General features: G+C 70.2%; 15 protein-coding genes, 2 tRNA genes and 1 pseudogene. 6 read left to right on the top strand and 12 right to left on the bottom strand.

The window, feature by feature from the left end:
- Positions 1–129: 129 nt before the first annotated feature.
- Genes AB0915_RS19420 through AB0915_RS19405 form a run of 4 tightly spaced genes read right to left on the bottom strand, consistent with a single transcriptional unit; the run spans position 130 to position 3,804 of the window.
- Positions 130–1,344: an acetyl-CoA C-acetyltransferase gene (locus tag AB0915_RS19420; protein ID WP_366692249.1), complete on the bottom strand. Its 1,215-nt coding sequence runs from the start codon at positions 1,342–1,344 to the stop codon at positions 130–132.
- A 36-nt stretch (positions 1,345–1,380) separates the two neighbouring features.
- Entirely contained in the window at positions 1,381–2,523 is a 1,143-nt protein-coding gene (locus tag AB0915_RS19415; protein WP_366692248.1) for an acyl-CoA dehydrogenase family protein, read from the bottom strand.
- Positions 2,524–2,533: 10 nt separating this feature from the next.
- On the bottom strand, positions 2,534–2,662 hold the full coding sequence (locus AB0915_RS19410; RefSeq protein WP_366692247.1) for a hypothetical protein: 129 nt from the start codon (positions 2,660–2,662) through the stop codon (positions 2,534–2,536).
- A complete protein-coding gene (locus tag AB0915_RS19405) occupies positions 2,662–3,804 on the bottom strand; it encodes a CaiB/BaiF CoA-transferase family protein (RefSeq protein ID WP_366692246.1) in 1,143 nt (380 codons plus the stop codon). Before AB0915_RS19405 ends, AB0915_RS19410 begins: the two co-directional genes overlap by 1 nt.
- Positions 3,805–4,008: 204 nt before the next feature.
- On the opposite strand from AB0915_RS19405, the gene AB0915_RS19400 reads away from it, so the two are divergent.
- The gene (locus tag AB0915_RS19400; RefSeq protein ID WP_366692245.1) at positions 4,009–5,199 is read left to right on the top strand and encodes a saccharopine dehydrogenase NADP-binding domain-containing protein; all 1,191 of its coding nucleotides are present in this window, start codon (positions 4,009–4,011) and stop codon (positions 5,197–5,199) included.
- Between the two features lie 45 nt (positions 5,200–5,244).
- Here the strand turns inward: AB0915_RS19400 and AB0915_RS19395 are convergent, their stop codons facing one another.
- The 3 genes from AB0915_RS19395 to AB0915_RS19385 form a co-directional block, all read right to left on the bottom strand.
- Entirely contained in the window at positions 5,245–5,388 is a 144-nt protein-coding gene (locus tag AB0915_RS19395; RefSeq protein WP_327243110.1) for a hypothetical protein, read from the bottom strand.
- Positions 5,389–5,477: 89 nt separating this feature from the next.
- The gene (locus tag AB0915_RS19390) at positions 5,478–6,155 is read right to left on the bottom strand and encodes an endonuclease V (RefSeq protein WP_366692244.1); all 678 of its coding nucleotides are present in this window, start codon (positions 6,153–6,155) and stop codon (positions 5,478–5,480) included.
- Positions 6,156–6,311: 156 nt separating this feature from the next.
- Positions 6,312–7,409, bottom strand: a complete 1,098-nt coding sequence (locus AB0915_RS19385) for an oxidoreductase (protein WP_366692243.1) — start codon at positions 7,407–7,409, stop codon at positions 6,312–6,314.
- Positions 7,410–7,594: 185 nt separating this feature from the next.
- Here AB0915_RS19385 and AB0915_RS19380 point away from each other — a divergent pair, with 185 nt between their 5' ends.
- The 4 genes from AB0915_RS19380 to AB0915_RS19365 all read left to right on the top strand — a co-directional run bounded on the left by AB0915_RS19380 (position 7,595) and on the right by AB0915_RS19365 (position 12,502).
- The gene (locus AB0915_RS19380) at positions 7,595–8,011 is read left to right on the top strand and encodes an SsgA family sporulation/cell division regulator (protein WP_366692242.1); all 417 of its coding nucleotides are present in this window, start codon (positions 7,595–7,597) and stop codon (positions 8,009–8,011) included.
- A 692-nt stretch (positions 8,012–8,703) separates the two neighbouring features.
- Entirely contained in the window at positions 8,704–10,335 is a 1,632-nt protein-coding gene (locus AB0915_RS19375; RefSeq protein WP_366692241.1) for an ABC-F family ATP-binding cassette domain-containing protein, read from the top strand.
- Positions 10,336–10,635: 300 nt separating this feature from the next.
- Positions 10,636–11,412: a dimethylargininase gene (ddaH, locus tag AB0915_RS19370; protein ID WP_366692240.1), complete on the top strand. Its 777-nt coding sequence runs from the start codon at positions 10,636–10,638 to the stop codon at positions 11,410–11,412.
- Between the two features lie 115 nt (positions 11,413–11,527).
- A complete protein-coding gene (locus tag AB0915_RS19365) occupies positions 11,528–12,502 on the top strand; it encodes an acyl-ACP desaturase (protein WP_366692239.1) in 975 nt (324 codons plus the stop codon).
- 131 nt (positions 12,503–12,633) lie between these two features.
- Here the strand turns inward: AB0915_RS19365 and AB0915_RS19360 are convergent, their stop codons facing one another.
- The 5 genes from AB0915_RS19360 to AB0915_RS19340 all read right to left on the bottom strand — a co-directional run bounded on the left by AB0915_RS19360 (position 12,634) and on the right by AB0915_RS19340 (position 15,690).
- Positions 12,634–13,362: an alpha/beta hydrolase gene (locus AB0915_RS19360; protein WP_366692238.1), complete on the bottom strand. Its 729-nt coding sequence runs from the start codon at positions 13,360–13,362 to the stop codon at positions 12,634–12,636.
- Between the two features lie 332 nt (positions 13,363–13,694).
- Positions 13,695–15,095, bottom strand: a complete 1,401-nt coding sequence (locus AB0915_RS19355) for an SDR family NAD(P)-dependent oxidoreductase (RefSeq protein WP_366692237.1) — start codon at positions 15,093–15,095, stop codon at positions 13,695–13,697.
- 15 nt (positions 15,096–15,110) lie between these two features.
- Positions 15,111–15,183: transfer RNA gene (locus tag AB0915_RS19350), tRNA-Ala, on the bottom strand.
- A 16-nt stretch (positions 15,184–15,199) separates the two neighbouring features.
- Positions 15,200–15,271: transfer RNA gene (locus tag AB0915_RS19345), tRNA-Gly, on the bottom strand.
- Between the two features lie 164 nt (positions 15,272–15,435).
- On the bottom strand, positions 15,436–15,690 hold the full coding sequence (locus AB0915_RS19340; protein WP_327243128.1) for a WhiB family transcriptional regulator: 255 nt from the start codon (positions 15,688–15,690) through the stop codon (positions 15,436–15,438).
- Positions 15,691–16,080: 390 nt separating this feature from the next.
- Here AB0915_RS19340 and AB0915_RS19335 point away from each other — a divergent pair.
- A pseudogene (locus tag AB0915_RS19335) lies at positions 16,081–16,309 on the top strand (IclR family transcriptional regulator); the annotation flags it as partial.
- Positions 16,310–16,400 lie beyond the last annotated feature (91 nt).

The raw sequence follows: 16,400 nt of genomic DNA, 5'->3' as shown, positions 1-16,400 counted from the left end.
TGGATCGCAAGGCGGAGGACCGATCCATGGCGGAGCCATGGTGAGGGACAACAACGCCGCGAGGCGCGTGCCCCGGCCCCGCGACGCCACGCCGCCCACCGCCGCCCCCTCCCGGGTGGCCGGGGACGGTCAGAGGCGCTCGATGACGGTGGCGATGCCCATGCCGCCGCCGACGCAGAGGGTGGCGAGGCCGTACCGCTTGTCCTGACGCTCCAGTTCGTCGATGAGCGTGCCGAGGATCATCGCGCCGGTGGCGCCGAGCGGGTGGCCGAGCGCGATGGCGCCGCCGTTGACGTTGATCTTGTCGAAGGACAGCCCCATGTCCCGGGCGAAGCGCAGTACGACACCGGCGAACGCCTCATTGATCTCGACGAGGTCGATGTCGTCGATGGTGAGTCCGGCCTTGGCGAGGGCCTTGCGGGTGGCGGGCGCGGGGCCGGTCAGCATGATCGTCGGCTCGGAGCCGGAAACCGCGGCGGAAACGATCCGGGCGCGCGGCGTGAGTCCGTACCGCTCGCCGGTCTCCTTGTTGCCGATGGCGACGAGTGCGGCGCCGTCCACGATCCCGGAGGAGTTGCCCGCGTGGTGGACGTGGTCGATCTTCTCGACCCAGTGGTACTTCTGCAGCGCCACGGCGTCGAAGCCGCCCAGCTCGCCGATGGTGGCGAACGAGGGCCCCAGCGCGGCCAGCGAGTCGGCGGTGGTGCCGGGGCGCATGTGCTCGTCGTGGTCGAGGACGACGAGGCCGTTGCGGTCCTTGACCGGAACCACGGAGCGCGCGAAGCGGCCGTCCTTCCAGGCCTCGGCGGCCCGCTCCTGGGAGAGCGCGGCGAACTCGTCGACGTCGCGGCGCGAGAAGCCCTCGATGGTGGCGATGAGGTCGGCGCCGACGCCCTGCGGCGCGAAGCCGGTCTCGTAGTTGGTCATCGGGTCCATCGCCCAGGCGCCGCCGTCGGAGCCCATCGGCACCCGGGACATCGACTCGACTCCGCCCGCGAGGATCAGGTCCTCCCAGCCGGAACGGACCTTCGCGGCAGCCAGGTTGACGGCTTCCAGACCGGAGGCACAGAACCGGTTCTCCTGGACGCCCGCCACCGAGTCCGGGAGTCCGGCGGCGATGGCGGCGATCCGGGCGATGTCGGAGCCCTGGTCGCCGAGCGGGCTGACCACGCCGAGGACGATGTCGTCGATGGCGGCCGGGTCCAGGCCCGGGAAGCGGCTGCGCATTTCGTGGATGAGGCCGACGACGAGGTCGATCGGCTTGGTGCCGTGCAGGGCGCCATTGGCCTTGCCGCGGCCGCGCGGGGTGCGGATCGCGTCGTAGACAAACGCTTCGGTACTCAAGACAGCAGCCTTTCGAGGGTGGTCGATCGTCAGGGGTCAGGCAAGCAGCGAGCGGCCGATGATCTCCTTCATGATCTCGGTCGTACCGCCGTAGATGGTCTGGATGCGGCCGTCGGTGAACGCCTTGGCGACCCGGTATTCCGTCATGTAGCCGTAGCCGCCGTGGAGCTGGAGGCAGCGGTCGGCGACGCGCTTCTGCAGTTCGGTGGCCCACCACTTGGCCATCGACGCGTGCACGGCGTCGAGCTTCCCGTCCGAGTGGTCGACGATGCACCGGTCGAGAAAGGCCCGGGTGACGGCGCACTCGGTGGCCATCTCGGCGATCTCGAAGCGGATGTGCTGGAGCTTGGAGAGCGGCCGCCCGAAGGCCTCGCGCTCCTTGACGTACTGGGTGGTGATCTCCAGGAGGTACTCGGCGGCGGCGATACCGGCGACCGCTATGCCCATCCGCTCCTGCGCCAGATTGGTCATCAGATGGATGAACGCGCCGTCGCGCTCACCGAGCAGGTTCTCCTTGGGGACACGAACGTCGTTGAAGAACAGCTCGGCCGTGTCCTGGGACTTCTGGCCGATCTTGTCGAGGTTGCGGCCCCGCTCGAAGCCGTCTGCACCGCGTTCGACGACGATCAGCGAGAGCCCCTTCGCGCCGCCCTCCGCGGTGGTCTTCGCCACGACGATCACCAGGTCGGCGAGGATGCCGTTGGAGATGAACGTCTTCGAGCCGTTGAGCAGCCAGTGGTCGCCCTTGTCCTCGGCGGTGGTGCGGATGCCCTGGAGGTCGGAGCCGGCACCGGGTTCGGTCATCGCGATGGCGGTGATGATCTCGCCGCTGCAGAAGCCGGGCAGCCAGCGCCGCTTCTGCTCCTCGGTGGCGAGGCCGGTGAGGTAGGGGCCGATGACGTCGTTGTGCAGGCCGAGCGCGAGCCCGGGGGTGCCGGCCCGGGTGAACTCCTCGGCGAGGACGGCGCTGCAACGGAAGTCGGTGGTGCCGCCGCCCCCGTACACCTCGGGCACGGCGAAGCCGAGCAGTCCCTGCCGGCCGGCCGCGAGCCAGGCCTCGCGCGCGACGATGCCGTCCCTCTCCCACTGCTCGTAGTGCGGAAGGACTTCCTTGGTCAGGAAGGTCCGGACGGTCTCGCGGAACGCGTCGTGCTCCTCGGTGAAGATCTGCCGCTGCACTGCGGGCCCCCTAGAGCCAGTTCTTGACGGTGGAGATCAGCCGGGCCGGGTCGGGACCGGCCGGGATGACGTTGAGCATGGTGGCGCCGGAGGCCTCGCGCGGGTCGCCCGCGTAGTTCAGCGGCAGGGAGAGTTCCATCAGTCGGTGGGGTCCTTCCGGGGCCGGTGAATGCTCGGTACGTCCCAGTCCCGGGCGACGCCCTCGGTGTCCGCGCCGGGCTGCGCGGGTCCGTTGCGTACGGAGACGGGGGTGGCGGAGAAGCGGGGTGCGGGGGCGGGCTGGGTCAGACCGCTGTGTTCGACGAAGGTGGCACGGGCCGCGAGGTGCGGGTGGTGCGGGGCCTCGCGGAGCGACAGGACCGGGGCCACACACGCGTCCGTGGCTTCGAAGACCTCGGTCCACTCCGCGCGCGTCCGGGTCCTGAACCGGTCGGCGACGACCCTGCGCAGCTCCTCCCAGCGGGTGAGATCCCTGCGGTCCGGGGCCCGGTCCTCGATGCCGAGGAGCTTGATGAACTCGTCGTAGAACTGCTGCTCCAGCGGGCCGACCGCCATGTACTGGCCGTCGGACGTCTCGTACGACCCGTAGAACGGGCAGCCGCCGTCCAGGAGGTTGGAGCCGCGCCGGTCCTGCCAGCCGCCGGCCGCCAGCATCCCGTGGATCATCGTGGCGAGATGGGCGGCGCCGTCGACGATCGCCGCGTCCACGACCTGGCCCGCGCCGCCGGGGGTGCGGGCGTGCTGGAGGGCGGCGAGGACGCCGACGACGAGGTAGAGCGAGCCGCCCGCGTAGTCGCCGACCAGATTGGCGGGGACGGTGGGCGGCTCGCCGGGCTTGCCGATCACGGAGAGGGTGCCGGTGAGGGCGATGTACGCGATGTCGTGCCCGGCCCGTTCGGCGAGCGGCCCGTCCTGGCCCCAGCCGGTCATCCGCCCGTACACGAGCCGAGGGTTGCGAGCGAGGCAGGCGTCGGGGCCGACGCCGAGGCGCTCGGCGACGCCCGGCCGGTAGCCCTCGATCAGGATGTCGGCGCGTTCGACCAGGTCCAGGACGCGGTCCGGGCCGTCCTCGGCCTTGAGGTCGACGAGCACCGAGCGTTTGTTGCGGTTGGTGAGGTCGTACGCGGGGTCGATACCGAGCCCCGCGCCGCCGGGCCGGTCGACCCTGACGACGTCGGCGCCGAGGTCCGCCAGCAGCATCGCGGCGAACGGGCCGGGTCCGATGCCCGCCAGCTCGACCACGCGCACACCCGCCAGCGGACCGTGCTCTGTCGTTGCCATCGAACCCCCAGCGGTGTGACACAACTGATGTAACAGCGACGATGCTAAGAATGCTCCGCGCTCCACACAACCCTTTTGGCCGAGCAAGCGCTTAGTTCTTCCTTGAGGATCCTCCCCCAGGAGCGCCGCCCGCCTGCACACCGCCACGAACCCCTCCGCTAACCTCTGCCTGCTACATCGGCGCCGGCCCCTGCGGAGGCACTCGTGAACAGGCAGAACGGGGCACAACGCCCCTACGACATAGTCCTCTTCGGCGCCACCGGCTTCGTGGGTGCCCTCACCGCCGAATATCTCGCCGCCCAGGCACCCGACAGCTGCCGCTGGGCGCTGGCCGGCCGCAATCCGGCCAAGCTGCAGAAGCTGCGCGAACGCCTGGCCGCCATCGATCCGCGCTGCGCGGACCTTCCGCTGCTGCACGCCGACGCCGACGACCCCGGTTCACTGCGCGCACTCGCCGAATCGGCCCACGTGGTGGCCACCACCGTGGGCCCCTACGTCTGGTACGGCGAGCAACTGGTCGCCGCCTGCGCGGAGGCAGGGACGGACTACACGGACCTGACCGGCGAGGCGGAGTTCGTGGACCGGATGTTCCTGGAACACGATGCGCGGGCCCGCGAGACCGGGGCGCGGCTCGTGCACGCCTGCGGCTTCGATTCCGTACCGCACGACCTCGGCGTCTACTTCACCGTCCAGCAGCTGCCGCAGGACGTGCCGCTGACCATCGACGGGTTCGTCCGCAGCAACGCCGTCTTCTCCGGCGGTACGTTCGCCTCGGCGCTCACCGCGATGGGCCGCGGCCCGCAGATGCTGCGCGCCGCGCAGGAGCGCCGCCTGCACGAACCCCGCCTGGTCGGACGCCGCGCCCGGGCCCGCTGCGGCACCCCGCACTTCAGCGCCGAGACCGGCACCTGGGCGCTGCCCCTGCCGACACTGGACCCGCAGGTCATCGAGCGCTCGGCGCGGGCGCTCGCGCGGTACGGCCCCGACTTCCGCTACCGCCACTTCGCCTCGGTGAAGACGCTGCCGATGGCGCTGGGCGGCACGGCCGCGATCGGCGCCCTCGTGGGCGCCGCGCAGCTGCCCGCCGCGCGCAGCTGGCTGATGGACCGGTACGAGCCGGGTGAGGGCCCGGACGCGGAGCGCCGGAAGCGGAGCTGGTTCACGGTGCGGTTCGTCGGGGAAGGCGGCGGACGCCGGGTCTTCACCGAGGTCTCCGGCGGCGACCCCGGCTACGACGAGACGGCGAAGATCCTCGCCCAGTCCGCGCTCTGCCTCGCCCTCGACGAACTCCCGCCGACGTCCGGGCAGGTCACCACAGCCTTCGCCATGGGCGACGCACTGCTGGAGCGGCTGCGCGGGGCCGGGCTGCGCTTCCGGGTCGCGGCGACGCGCTGAGCGGATTCGCGCCGGGACGGCCACGACCGGAGGGCCGTCCCGGCGTCAGAACATCCAGGACACAAGCGTGCAGATCATCGAGACGGTCCAGACGACCCCGGCAAGGACACCGAGAGTCATCCCTATGGCGACGCGCCGCTGGGCTACGTAGACGGTTCCGGCACGTGTGGACGTTCGATGATCGGTCATACGCACCAGCGTGCCGTTCATGATCGGCACGTGGTATCCGTACACATACTCAGATACTCAGATACTCGGACGTGGGCGCCGTCGGACGCTCAGGCGGTCGCCTCCCGGAGGACCAGCCTGCAGAGTGCGTCGGCCCTGCGGGTGGTCTCCGGCTGGCGGAAGTCCCTGGCCAGCAGGAGTGTGTGCGCGCAGGCGTTGTCCAGACCGGTCCGGTGGCCGACGGACACGTACACCGGCTTGGTGCCGTCCTGGGTACGCAGCGCCCGGCCCACCTCCTCGTCCCCGTCGACGAGCGGGGAGAAGTCGCCGCGCCGGGGGCCCGGCTGTTCGTAGGTGAAGGTGAACGGGTTCTTGGCAACGCCCATGACCGGCAGCCCGGTGAGGACGCCGAGGTGGCTGGCGAGCCCGAACCGGCGCGGGTGCGCCCTGCCGTAGCCGTCGCACACAACGAGGCCGGGGTCGACCGGAAGGGATTCCAGCGCGGCCAGCACGGTCGGTATCTCTCGGAAGGCGAGCAGCCCCGGGATGTACGGGAAGGTCACCCGGCCGGTGGCAGTGGCCTCGGCGACGACGTCGAGGGTGGCCGCGTCGAGCACGACCGCCGCCGCCACGACGAGGTCGCGCTCGTCGTCGTAGGCGACGTCCACACCGGTCACCCGTCCGATGCCGGGCGGCGGTCCCGGCTCGTCCAGCACCACGCGGGCGCGGAGGGTGTCCTGGATGGCGCGGGCTTCGGCTGCGTCGGCCGGCGTGCGGAGCGTCGTCATAGTGCCTTCCAGCTTAGAAGTCCCGTCCGGTCCTCCCTCGATGAGGCCTCGGTAGGTGAGACCCATGTTCGTACTCGAGTTGACCTACACCGCCCCCGTCGAGCGCGTGGACGCGCTCCTGGAGGCTCATGTCGCCTGGCTTTGCCGGTCACGGCCCTAGTTCATCCGGGCGATCCGCCCCTTCTCCCCCGCCGCCCAGCAGCCGCCGTCCTGCGTGCAGTCCACGGTGTCGTACGAACCCGTGTCGACGGTGTGCCAGGTGCGGCCACCGTCCGTCGTCAGGTCCGTCCCGGTCGGCCCGACGGCGAGTGCCGTGGAGCGGGTGTGTGGGACCCAGGAGACGCCGGAGCGGTAGGCGGTCGGCGGGGTGGTGGACCGTTGCCAGGTCCGGCCGCCGTCGCCCGTGACGGCCGCGGCGTCCGGAGAGGCCTGACCGGCGCGGTAGTCGCCGCCGACGGCAATGCCGTGCGTACGGTCGCGGAAGGCGAGACCGAAGACGCCGCGGGCCGGGTCCCCGGCCGGGATCGTCGATTCGGTGGCTGTCCAGGTCAGCCCCCGGTCGGCGGAGTGCAGCACCCGTGCGGTGGCCGCCCCGCCGGTCGCCAGCCAGACGTCCTTCGGCCCCGAGCTGACCAGGCACTGGCCGCTGGCGGCGAAGCCCGCCTCGCCCGCCTGGGCGGCCGGCATCCCCGCTGTGGGCAGTACGTTCCAGCTGCGGCCGCCGTCCGCGGTGGACAGGATCCGGTACTTGCCGTCGACCGGATCGCTCATGGCGAGACCGTGGTGGCTGTCGAAGAAGGTGAGGCAGTCATAGAAGGCACGGGCATCGGTATTGCGGAAGGACTCGGTCCAGGTCGCTCCACCGTCGTCCGTACGGAACACCCGCGACGCCTCGCCCTCACCGATGGCCAGCGCCACCGCACGCCGCGCGTCGAACGCCTCGATGTCACGGAATTCCAGTGCCGCCTCCGCCGCTCCCGCCGGCGACACGTCGTGCCAGTGACGGCCGCCGTCGGAGGTGCGCAGCACCGTGCCCTTCGAGCCCGCGGCCCAGGCCGTGCGCCGGCTGACGGCGGAGAGGCCACGGAAGCGGGCGTCGGTTCCCGCCTCCGTGAGTGTCCAGCCCGTCCGGTCGCCGGTTCCGTGCCGCTGCCCCGGCGCTGCCTGCGCTGCCGACGTGACCAGTGCCGCGGTCAGCGCCGCCCCGCACAGTCCCCATGCCATCAGTCGTGTCGTCTTCCCCTTGAGCCTCATGGCGCAGGAAGCTAACCCACGGGCAGTACCCCGTCCAGAGTGCGCCGCCGTCACGCGGGCACGTGCGTCGAGAGGAGTGCGGTGCGGTGACGCAGCTCACTCCCTCGCCCGAGCACGGATCGGAAGGTTCCGTCGTCTCTGCCAGTGCCGGGAACCATTCATCTGGCCGCAAGAGGGAGCAGGTCTTGTCCAGCGTTATCGAGCAGTCCGTGCAGGCCCGCATGGTCGCATCCGCGCCGCGGATGGAGACCCTTCCCGCCACCTTGCAGTACGACTGCAGGGATCCGTTCGCCGTGCGCATGGCCTTCCCTGCCCCGGCAACCCTGGAGGGCACCGAGGTGTCCTGGGAGTTCTCCCGCGAACTGCTGGCGGCAGGAATGGAAGGAGCGGCCGGGGTCGGGGACGTACGGATCAGGCCGTTCGGCTACGACCGTACGGTCCTGGAGTTCCACGCCGCCGAGGGCATCGCCATGGTGCATGTCCACACCGCGGAGCTGCGTCGCTTCCTCGGGCGCGCCGAGGAACTGGTCCCTTCGGGGCAGGAGCACCGGTTCCTGGATCTCGACCGGAGTCTGACGGACCTGCTCGGCGGAGCGTGCTGAGCCCGGGGGCGGCTTCTCGGCCGCCCGTCGCGTCGGCGCCGCCCAGGGTCCGTACCCGGTACGCCCCGGGGTCCGGCGGCTCCACCGCCGTGTCCCGCGGTAGACGTCCCAGGCGGTGAACCGGCATCCGGCCTCGGAGCAGGTGGCCGCTCCGATCGCCGGCCCGGTGGTGCCGGGCAGCAGGAGGAACCGGCGGGACGGTCAGCGGAATGCGCCGCTGCTCGGAGGAGACGGACACGTGGTCCCCGAAGTTCGGTGGCTGCGGTCCGAAGCAGCCGGTCAACACCGCGCCGGCGCAGAACACCGTGGGCATCCTCAGGGCCCTGCCCGTCCGGCGACCTGTCATCGTCCGGCCCCCGCTCCGCCGCACGCACCGGCGCGGCCGGGATCAACGTAAATCGTTTGCCGGGGCGCGAGGTCCCGTCGTACCGTTCGTGACGTCCTTGTTGTCGTCGGATCGGAGAAGGACGTTGCTCGTCTGAGGTCGTGAGACACCGCGTTGCGCGCCGTGTCCGGACAGTGCATGCCCGTTCAGGTCTGTCATGTCTGTCATGTCTGCGCACCCGAGTGTGACCTCAGCTCTTCGAGCCGTCCTCCGCAACCGGGGCTCCTCCTTGGCCATGTCCGTGGAACGCCCGTGACCGGTGTCTCGCCCGTTGCCCCCTGCCCTTCCTCGCAACCGGGAGATCCGCATGTCTACCCCCCTGACTCATATCGCCTGTTCGTCGCTCTCCTTCGCCTGGCCCGACGGCAGTGAGGTCTTCAACGACTTCCAGCTGGCCGTGGGCCCCGGCAGGACCGGTCTCATCGGCCTCAACGGCTCTGGAAAGTCCACCCTGTTGCGGCTGATCGCGGGTGAACTCACCCCCGCCGATGGCCACATCCGGACCCGGGGCGAGATCGGGTATCTCCCGCAGAATCTGGTCCTGGACACAGCGCTGCGGGTCGATGCGGCCCTGGGCATCGCCGGTACCCGGGCCGCTCTGCACGCCATCGAGGCGGGTGACGTACGCGAGGAGCAGTTCGCGGCCGTCGGTGACGACTGGGACGTGGAAGAGCGCGCCCGCGCGACGCTCGATCAGCTCGGCCTCGGTCACATCGGGCTCGACCGCACGATCGGCGAGATGTCGGGCGGCGAGTGCGTGCTGCTGCGCCTGGCCGCACTGTTGCTGGCCCGCCCCGGGGTGCTGCTGCTCGACGAGCCCACGAACAATCTGGATCTGTACGCGCGCAGGCGGCTGTACGAGGCAGTCGACGCGTGGGCGGGTGTCCTGGTCGTCGTCAGCCACGACCGTGAACTCCTGGAGCGGGTCGACCAGATCGCGGATCTGCGGGACGGGTCGGTCACCTGGTACGGCGGGAATCTCTCGGAGTACGAGGAGGCGCTCGCCGTCGAGCAGGAGGCGGCCGAGCGCATGGTGCGGGTCGCGGAGGCCGACGTGCAGCGACAGAAGCGTGACCTGGCAGACGCCCAGGTCAAGTTGGCTCGGCGCAGGCGCTACGGACAGAAGATGTCGGACAACAAGCGCGAGCCGAAGATCGTCATGGGTAACCGCAAGCGGGCCGCCCAGGAATCGGCCGGCAAGCATCGGATCATGCACGCCGGGAAGCTGGCGGAGGCGAAGGAGCGCCTCGACGACGCTGTCGAGGCGGTGCGGGACGACGACGAGATCAGGGTCGAGCTACCGCACACCAAGGTGCATCCGGGCCAGGGTGTGCTCGTACTGCGCGATCTCGAACTCTCGTACGGGGCACGGGTGAGCGGCGGGTTCGAGCTGCGAGGCCCCGAGCGAATCGCACTGGTGGGCCGCAATGGCGCGGGCAAGACAACGCTGTTGCGGACCATTGCCGGTGAGCTGGCACCGGTGTCCGGCGAGGCGACACCCCAATTGCCGCTGGGCTTTCTGCCGCAGCGTCTGGACGTACTCGACGACGGACTGAGCGTGGTGAAGAACGTGGCGCGATTCGCACCGAATGCCACGGACAATCGGATCAGGGCGAGGCTGGCGCACTTCCTGTTCAAGGGGGCTCGGGCGGACCGTCCCGTGGGGACGCTGTCGGGCGGGGAACGATTCCGTGCGGCACTGGCGGCGCTGCTGCTGGCCGAACCGGCACCGCAGCTGCTGATGCTGGACGAGCCGACGAACAATCTGGACATGGCGAGCGTGCGCCGGCTGACGGCGGCTCTGGAGTCGTACGAGGGAGCGCTGATCGTGGCGAGCCACGATGTGCCGTTCCTGGAATCGCTCGGCATCACGCGCTGGCTGCTGCTGGACGGCGAACTGCGTGACACCACGGCCGAGGCGGTGGCGACAGAGCGCTGAGCCGTGCGGGGTGTGGGGGAAAGGCCGCGGCCGGGGCTACCGGTGGAGCAAGGCCCGGCTCTTGCAGCCGCCGGCCGCAGTCAGTGCGGGAGCGAACCCCGGACCCCCGCCCCTGCCCTGCGAGTCGACCGTGGCGGCGAGCAGCCCCTCGATACCGCTATGCAACTGCGCCGATGCCGGGGATTGTTGGTGCGACTGCGGACACTTGCTCCACCGGTCCAGGAGTCGCGCGACTTCATCCGCTGCGTGGCCAAGGTGGCCAGCCCGCACCCACCCGGAACCCTATGGAGGGAACTACCCGTGCCCAGCAAAAAAGCCCTGGTCCGCCGCCCCGACCCGCGTCTCGCCGAGGGTCTCGTCACCCATGTCGAGCGCACCCCCGTCGATGTCCGCCTCGCGGTCGAGCAGTGGAAGCGGTATGTCGCCGTCCTCGGCGAGTACGGATGGGAGACGGTCGAGGCGAAGCCGGCGAACGGATACCCGGACAGCGTGTTCGTCGAGGACACCGTGGTGATGTTCCGGAACGTGGCGCTCATCGCCCGGTCCGGCGCGGAGTCCCGCCGGGGCGAGACCGCGGCCGTGGAGGAGGCACTGGCCGGGCTCGGCTGCTCAGTGAACCGGGTGAGGGAGCCGGGCACGCTGGACGGCGGCGACGTCTTGAAGATCGGCGACACGGTCTTTGTCGGGCGCGGCGGCCGGACGAACGCGGAGGGGGTGCGGCAGCTCAGATCCGCGTTCGAGCCGCTGGGCGCCCGCGTCGTAGCCGTGCCGCTGACCAAGGTGCTGCACCTGAAGTCCGCGGTGACGGCTCTGCCGGACGGCACAGTCGTCGGGTATCCGCCCCTGGTTGACAAACCGTCGCTTTTCGGCCGTTTCCTGCCGGTTCCGGAGGAGGCGGGCTCGCACGTGGTGCTGCTCGGTGGTGGGAATCTACTGATGGCCGCGAGTGCACCGAAGACCGCGGAATTGTTCACTGGGCTCGGATATCACCCTGTATCAGTAGATATCAGCGAGTTCGAGAAATTGGAAGGCTGCGTGACCTGCCTCTCCGTGCGCCTGCGTGACCTGCAGACATAACGGTACGTAGTCGGACTTCGCGCGGTCGGGGTTGGCGGCGGCCTTACTCCGGCTTTAACCTACGGTCTCGTAACCTACGAAGCCGTAGGTACTTCTCCCGTCCCCAGGAGCCCCCGTGACGATCACCTCTCCCCACCTCGGCAGTTCAAAGGCGTGGACCGACGCCCAACTGCTGTACGCCCTGGAGGAGGTGGTGGAGAAGGAGCTCAACCGCCATCTCAAGGTCGCCAAGGACTGGATGCCCCACGAGTACGTCCCCTTCTCGGACGGCCGGAATTTCCCCGGCATCTTCGAGGACGGTGAGGCGTGGCAGGCCGACCAGTCCAAGGTCACCGACATCGGCAAGATCGCACTGGTCGTGAACCTGCTGACCGAGGACAACCTTCCGAGCTACCACCACGAGATCGCCTCCCTGTTCGGCCGTGACGGCGCCTGGGGCACCTGGGTGCACCGCTGGACCGCCGAGGAAGGCCGGCACGGCATCGTGATGCGCGACTACCTGCTCACCTCGCGCGCCGTCGACCCGGACAAGCTGGAGCAGTTCCGCATGGCGCACATGGCGGAGGGATTCGAGTCCGACAACCGACACTCGATGCTGCACTCCGTGGCGTACGTCGCCTTCCAGGAACTCGCGACCCGCGTCTCGCACCGCAACACCGGTCACCAGTCGGGCGACCCGGTCTGCGACCGCATGCTGGCCCGGATCGCCACCGACGAGAACCTGCACATGGTCTTCTACCGCAACCTGCTCGGCGCGGCCTTCGAGCTCGCCCCGGACCTGACGATGCAGGCCGTGCGTGAGGTCGTGGTCAACTTCCGGATGCCCGGTCACGGCATGCCTGGCTTCGAGCGGGCCGCAGCGCAGATGGCGATCGGCGAGATCTACAACATGCGGATCCACCACGACGACGTGATCCAGCCCGTGCTGCGCTACCTGAAGGTCATGGACATCGACGGGCTCGGCCCGGACGGGCTGAAGGCGCAGGAGGAGCTGGGGCTCTACATGGGCGGACTGGACAGCGAGGCGGCCAAGTTCGACGAGAAGCTGGCCGCGCGCAAGGCGCGGATGGCCGCCCGCGCGAACGCCTGACCCGGCGCCCTCGCGGAGGCCTGGACCCCAGGCCTCCGCGACACGCCTGACCCACAACCCGCACTGCACCCGACGGCCCACGAGCCCGCTCACTCGTGGGCCGTCCCCTCTGCGTGCACTGCGCTCTCGTGTCAGCTCAGATGCCGGGCGAAGAACCTCAGCGAGCTGTCCACTTCGAACGACGGCACATCCCCGTGCTTGCCGGGGTTGGCGTGCAGCGTCTTCTGCGCCGAGGCCAGGGCGTCGAACAAGGCCAGGCTCTGGTCTCGCGACACCATCTGGTCGTCCCACTGGACCAGGAACTGCAACGGCACGGTGATCCGCGCGGCGTCCTCGGCCAGCCCGTGCGCGCCGAGCAGGCCCAGCACTGCGGCGCGGATCCGGGGCTCTGCGGCGATGAGCGGGATGCCGAGCCCGCAGCCCATGGACATGCCGCAGTAGCCCACCGGGCCGATGCCGACCGGGTCGAGGCGCTGGACCGCCGTCAGGACCGCCTGCCAGTCCGCGACGGCCTGACCGGCCAGATAACTGTGCATGCCGGCGACCAGCGCGCCCGGATTCTCACCGGCTGCCATGCCGGCCCGCATGTCGGCCGCGATCCGGCCGAATTCCTCGTCCTTGGGTCGGTCGCCGTGGTTGGGCGCGTCGATCGCGACGACCGCGAAACCCTCGGCGGCGTAGCGGCGCGCGCGGGACACGGTGCCAGGGGCCGTCTTGTGCTGCCCGCCGCCGTGGCCCAGCAGAATCAGGGGACGAGTACCGGAAGCGTCTTCCGGCATCCACAGCACGCCGGGGATCTCGTCGAGGGTGAAGAAGTGTTCGGTGACGCCGTCCGACGACGTCTGGGAGGTGAAGCGCATCAGCGTTTCAAGCCTTTCGGGATGCCTTGTGCGGGCGCTCCCTAGGCCATGCAAAGGAGGGAGCCCCAACCTGTCGCAGCGTTGATCGGTCTCACCTCCTTGGATTCACAGTGGTGCACGGCGAAGCCGAAGGTATCACGAAGATCATCACTCGCCCCTCGCCGCGGCGAACGTCGCCTGTCGCGGCACTGGTTATTGCCGGTCGGACGGGGCACCACCGAGGAACGGCGAAGCCGGCCTCAGCGATTTCGGGGGCCGGCTTGTCCGGTGGTGTATCAGGTGGTCTCGGTCACCGCCCTCCGGCGAGGCCGCAGTGCGAGTGCGGTAGCCCTTCACCATTCCGCTTCCCGGTAGTCCTTGAGGAAGACGCCCGAGACGGGCGATCCCGCCTCGCCACGCACGATCGGATCGTAGACGCGGGCGGCGCCGTCCACGATGTCGAGCGGGGTACGGAAGCCTCCGGCAGCGATCCGCTCCTTCTTCGGCACCGGGTTCTCGTCGGTGATCCAACCGGTGTCGACGGCGCACATGTGGACGCCCTGGGAGGCGAGTTCGGCGCCGCTGGTGCGAGTCAGCATGTTGAGGGCGGCCTTCGCCATGTTGGTGTGCGGATGGCCACCCGTCTTGTTCCGTACCGCGAACCGGCCTTCCACCGCCGTCACATTGATGATGTAGCGGCGCGGCCGCGGAGAGGCCAGCAGGAGCGGGAGCAGCCGGTCGCAGAGGAACGCGGGGGCCAGGGCGTTGACGAGCTGCGTCTCCAGGACTTCGGCGGGGTCCAATTCACCGATCCGCGCGGACCAGGAGTTCACAGGAGCGGTGTCCGGCAGCAGGCCGGCCTCGTCGGTGCCGGGAAGCAGGCCCGCCCGGTCGACACCGTCCGGCAGTCCGGTCTGCCCGGCGTCGGGCAGCACCAGCGCCAGCGCACGCGACGCGGAAGGTCCTTCGAGGGCGGTCATGGCCGCGTATCCGGGGGCGCGGAGCACACCGGCGGGCAGCGTGCCGTACTCCCCCGCCGCCAGCAGCGCGTACGACCCGGGTGGGCGGCGAACGGTCTGGGCGGCGTTGTTGATCAGGATGTCGAGCGGCTCGCCCGTATCCCGCAACTGCTCGCACAGGCCGAGGACCTGGCGCGGGTCACGGAGGTCGACGGCGGCGACGGTGAGCCGGTCGAGCCACTTCGGGCTGTCGTGGACCGCCCGGAAGCGGCGCAGGGTGTCGTGCGGGAAACGGGTGGTGACGACGAGTTCGGCGCCGTCCCTGAGCATCATCAGCGCCAGCTGGAAGCCGATCTTGACCCTGCCTCCGGTGAGGAGGGCGCGGCGTCCCGAAAGGTCGGTGGAGAGCGCGCGGCGGGACCTGTTCTCCGCCGCGCAGTCCGGGCAGAGCAGGTGGTAGAAGGCGTCGACCTGCCGGTACGGGGTCTTGCAGATGTAGCAGTGGCGGGCCCGCGCCAGTGTTCCCGCCGGACCGGCGGATACCGCGCCGGAGTCCAGCGGGGCGTCCTCGCGCCGGTCGGCCGCGCCGGTCGCCGTCGCCCAGGTCACGGCGGCGTCGGCCTCGGTCCGCCGCTCGGCGCGTATTCTGCGACGCCCCAGCCGGCCGCCGCGGGCGAACGAGGCGGCGACCTGCTCCGCGCGGAGCCGGGCGGGGTCGTCGACGGGCAGTGCGCGGAGCCGGCCGACGAGCCGGTCGAAGGCCGCCAGCTCCTCGTTCGTGATGACGCTCTCCATAGCACCGCCCCCTCGTGGTCCCGGCCGGATTCGAACCGGCGTCCTCCCGCATGCCATGCAGACGCGACTGCCTCTGCGCTACGGGACCCCGAGGAGGCGACCTGCCAGGACGGCCGGATTCGAACCGGCGTACCCGCCTTGGCAAGGCGGTGCGCCTGCCTCTGCGCTACGTCCGGGCATGAGGGAGATCCTAACCATCTGTCACCCGTGCGTCCTCACGAATTATTTCGGCCGCCTGCTCGACGACGGCGACGGTGGGCGCATGGGTGTGGCCCTCGGCTTCCTGGAGATACGGACTCAGGACTACGGAGGGCCGAACCCTGGGACGTACAGGGGAATTTCAGGCCCGGTCGCGCTCAACTCTGCGCAGCCGTTCCCGCTCCTTCTCCGAAAGTCCGCCCCAGACGCCGAACCGTTCGTCGTTGTCGAGGGCGTACTCCAGGCAGGCCACCCGGCCCTCGCAGGCGTTGCACAGCTGCTTCGCCTCACGTGTGGAGCTGCCGGGGGCAGGGAAGAAGAACTCGGGTCCCGCTTGCGCACAGAGCGCCGTCTCCTGCCAGGCGAGTGCGGGGTCGGTCACGGTGTTGATCAGCATGGCGCACACAGTGCCCGGTCGCGATAAACGACTGCTCAACGCCGCATCAATGCGGGGCCGTACGCCCTTCGGTCAGCTTTCCGGCGCGTCCGAGCTCTTGATCACGGCGAACTGCGCACCGTACGGATCCGCGACGTTGGCGAACTGGCCCACGCCTTCCATCTCCATCGGCTCCAGCGTCAGCTTTCCGCCCAGCCGCTCCACGTCCGCGACCGTGGCGTCGCAGTCGTCGACCTCGAAGTACGGCAGACAGCGCGGTCCCAGAATGCCCTGCGTCGCAACGGCGTCGAGAGGTACGAGCCCGCCGAAGTCAGCGCGCTCGCCTCCGCCCTTCTCGGTGAGTAGTACCGCCGCAGCCCGCCCCGCCCCGGGATCAGAAGGGGTCCAGGAGACGCCTACGCGCTCAACGACGGAGAGTCGGCATGCGGCGTACGAACGTTGGCCGGCGCCGGTGCTGGAGGCCGCCGGTCCTGCGCGGTTCGCCCTGGTGGTACGGGCGACGCCCGAGGTGATCACGCATGCGCGCACCGAGTGGTTCCTGGCGCGGGCGCGGCCCCGCGCCAGGGCGCTGGAGGTCCTGCTGCTGTCCCCGGCCGAGCGCCGTCCGCCCGCGTCCTGACCGTGAACCGGGGCTCTCGCTCCGCCGGGCCCGCACTGTCTGCGGCCCATGGCACGATATGTCTCACTCGGGCAGCTGCCGGGCAAGGCGG

This window comes from Streptomyces sp. NPDC048411, assembly GCF_040704695.1.
Taxonomy (GTDB): domain Bacteria; phylum Actinomycetota; class Actinomycetes; order Streptomycetales; family Streptomycetaceae; genus Streptomyces.
This window is presented reverse-complemented; position numbering and strand designations above follow the sequence as displayed.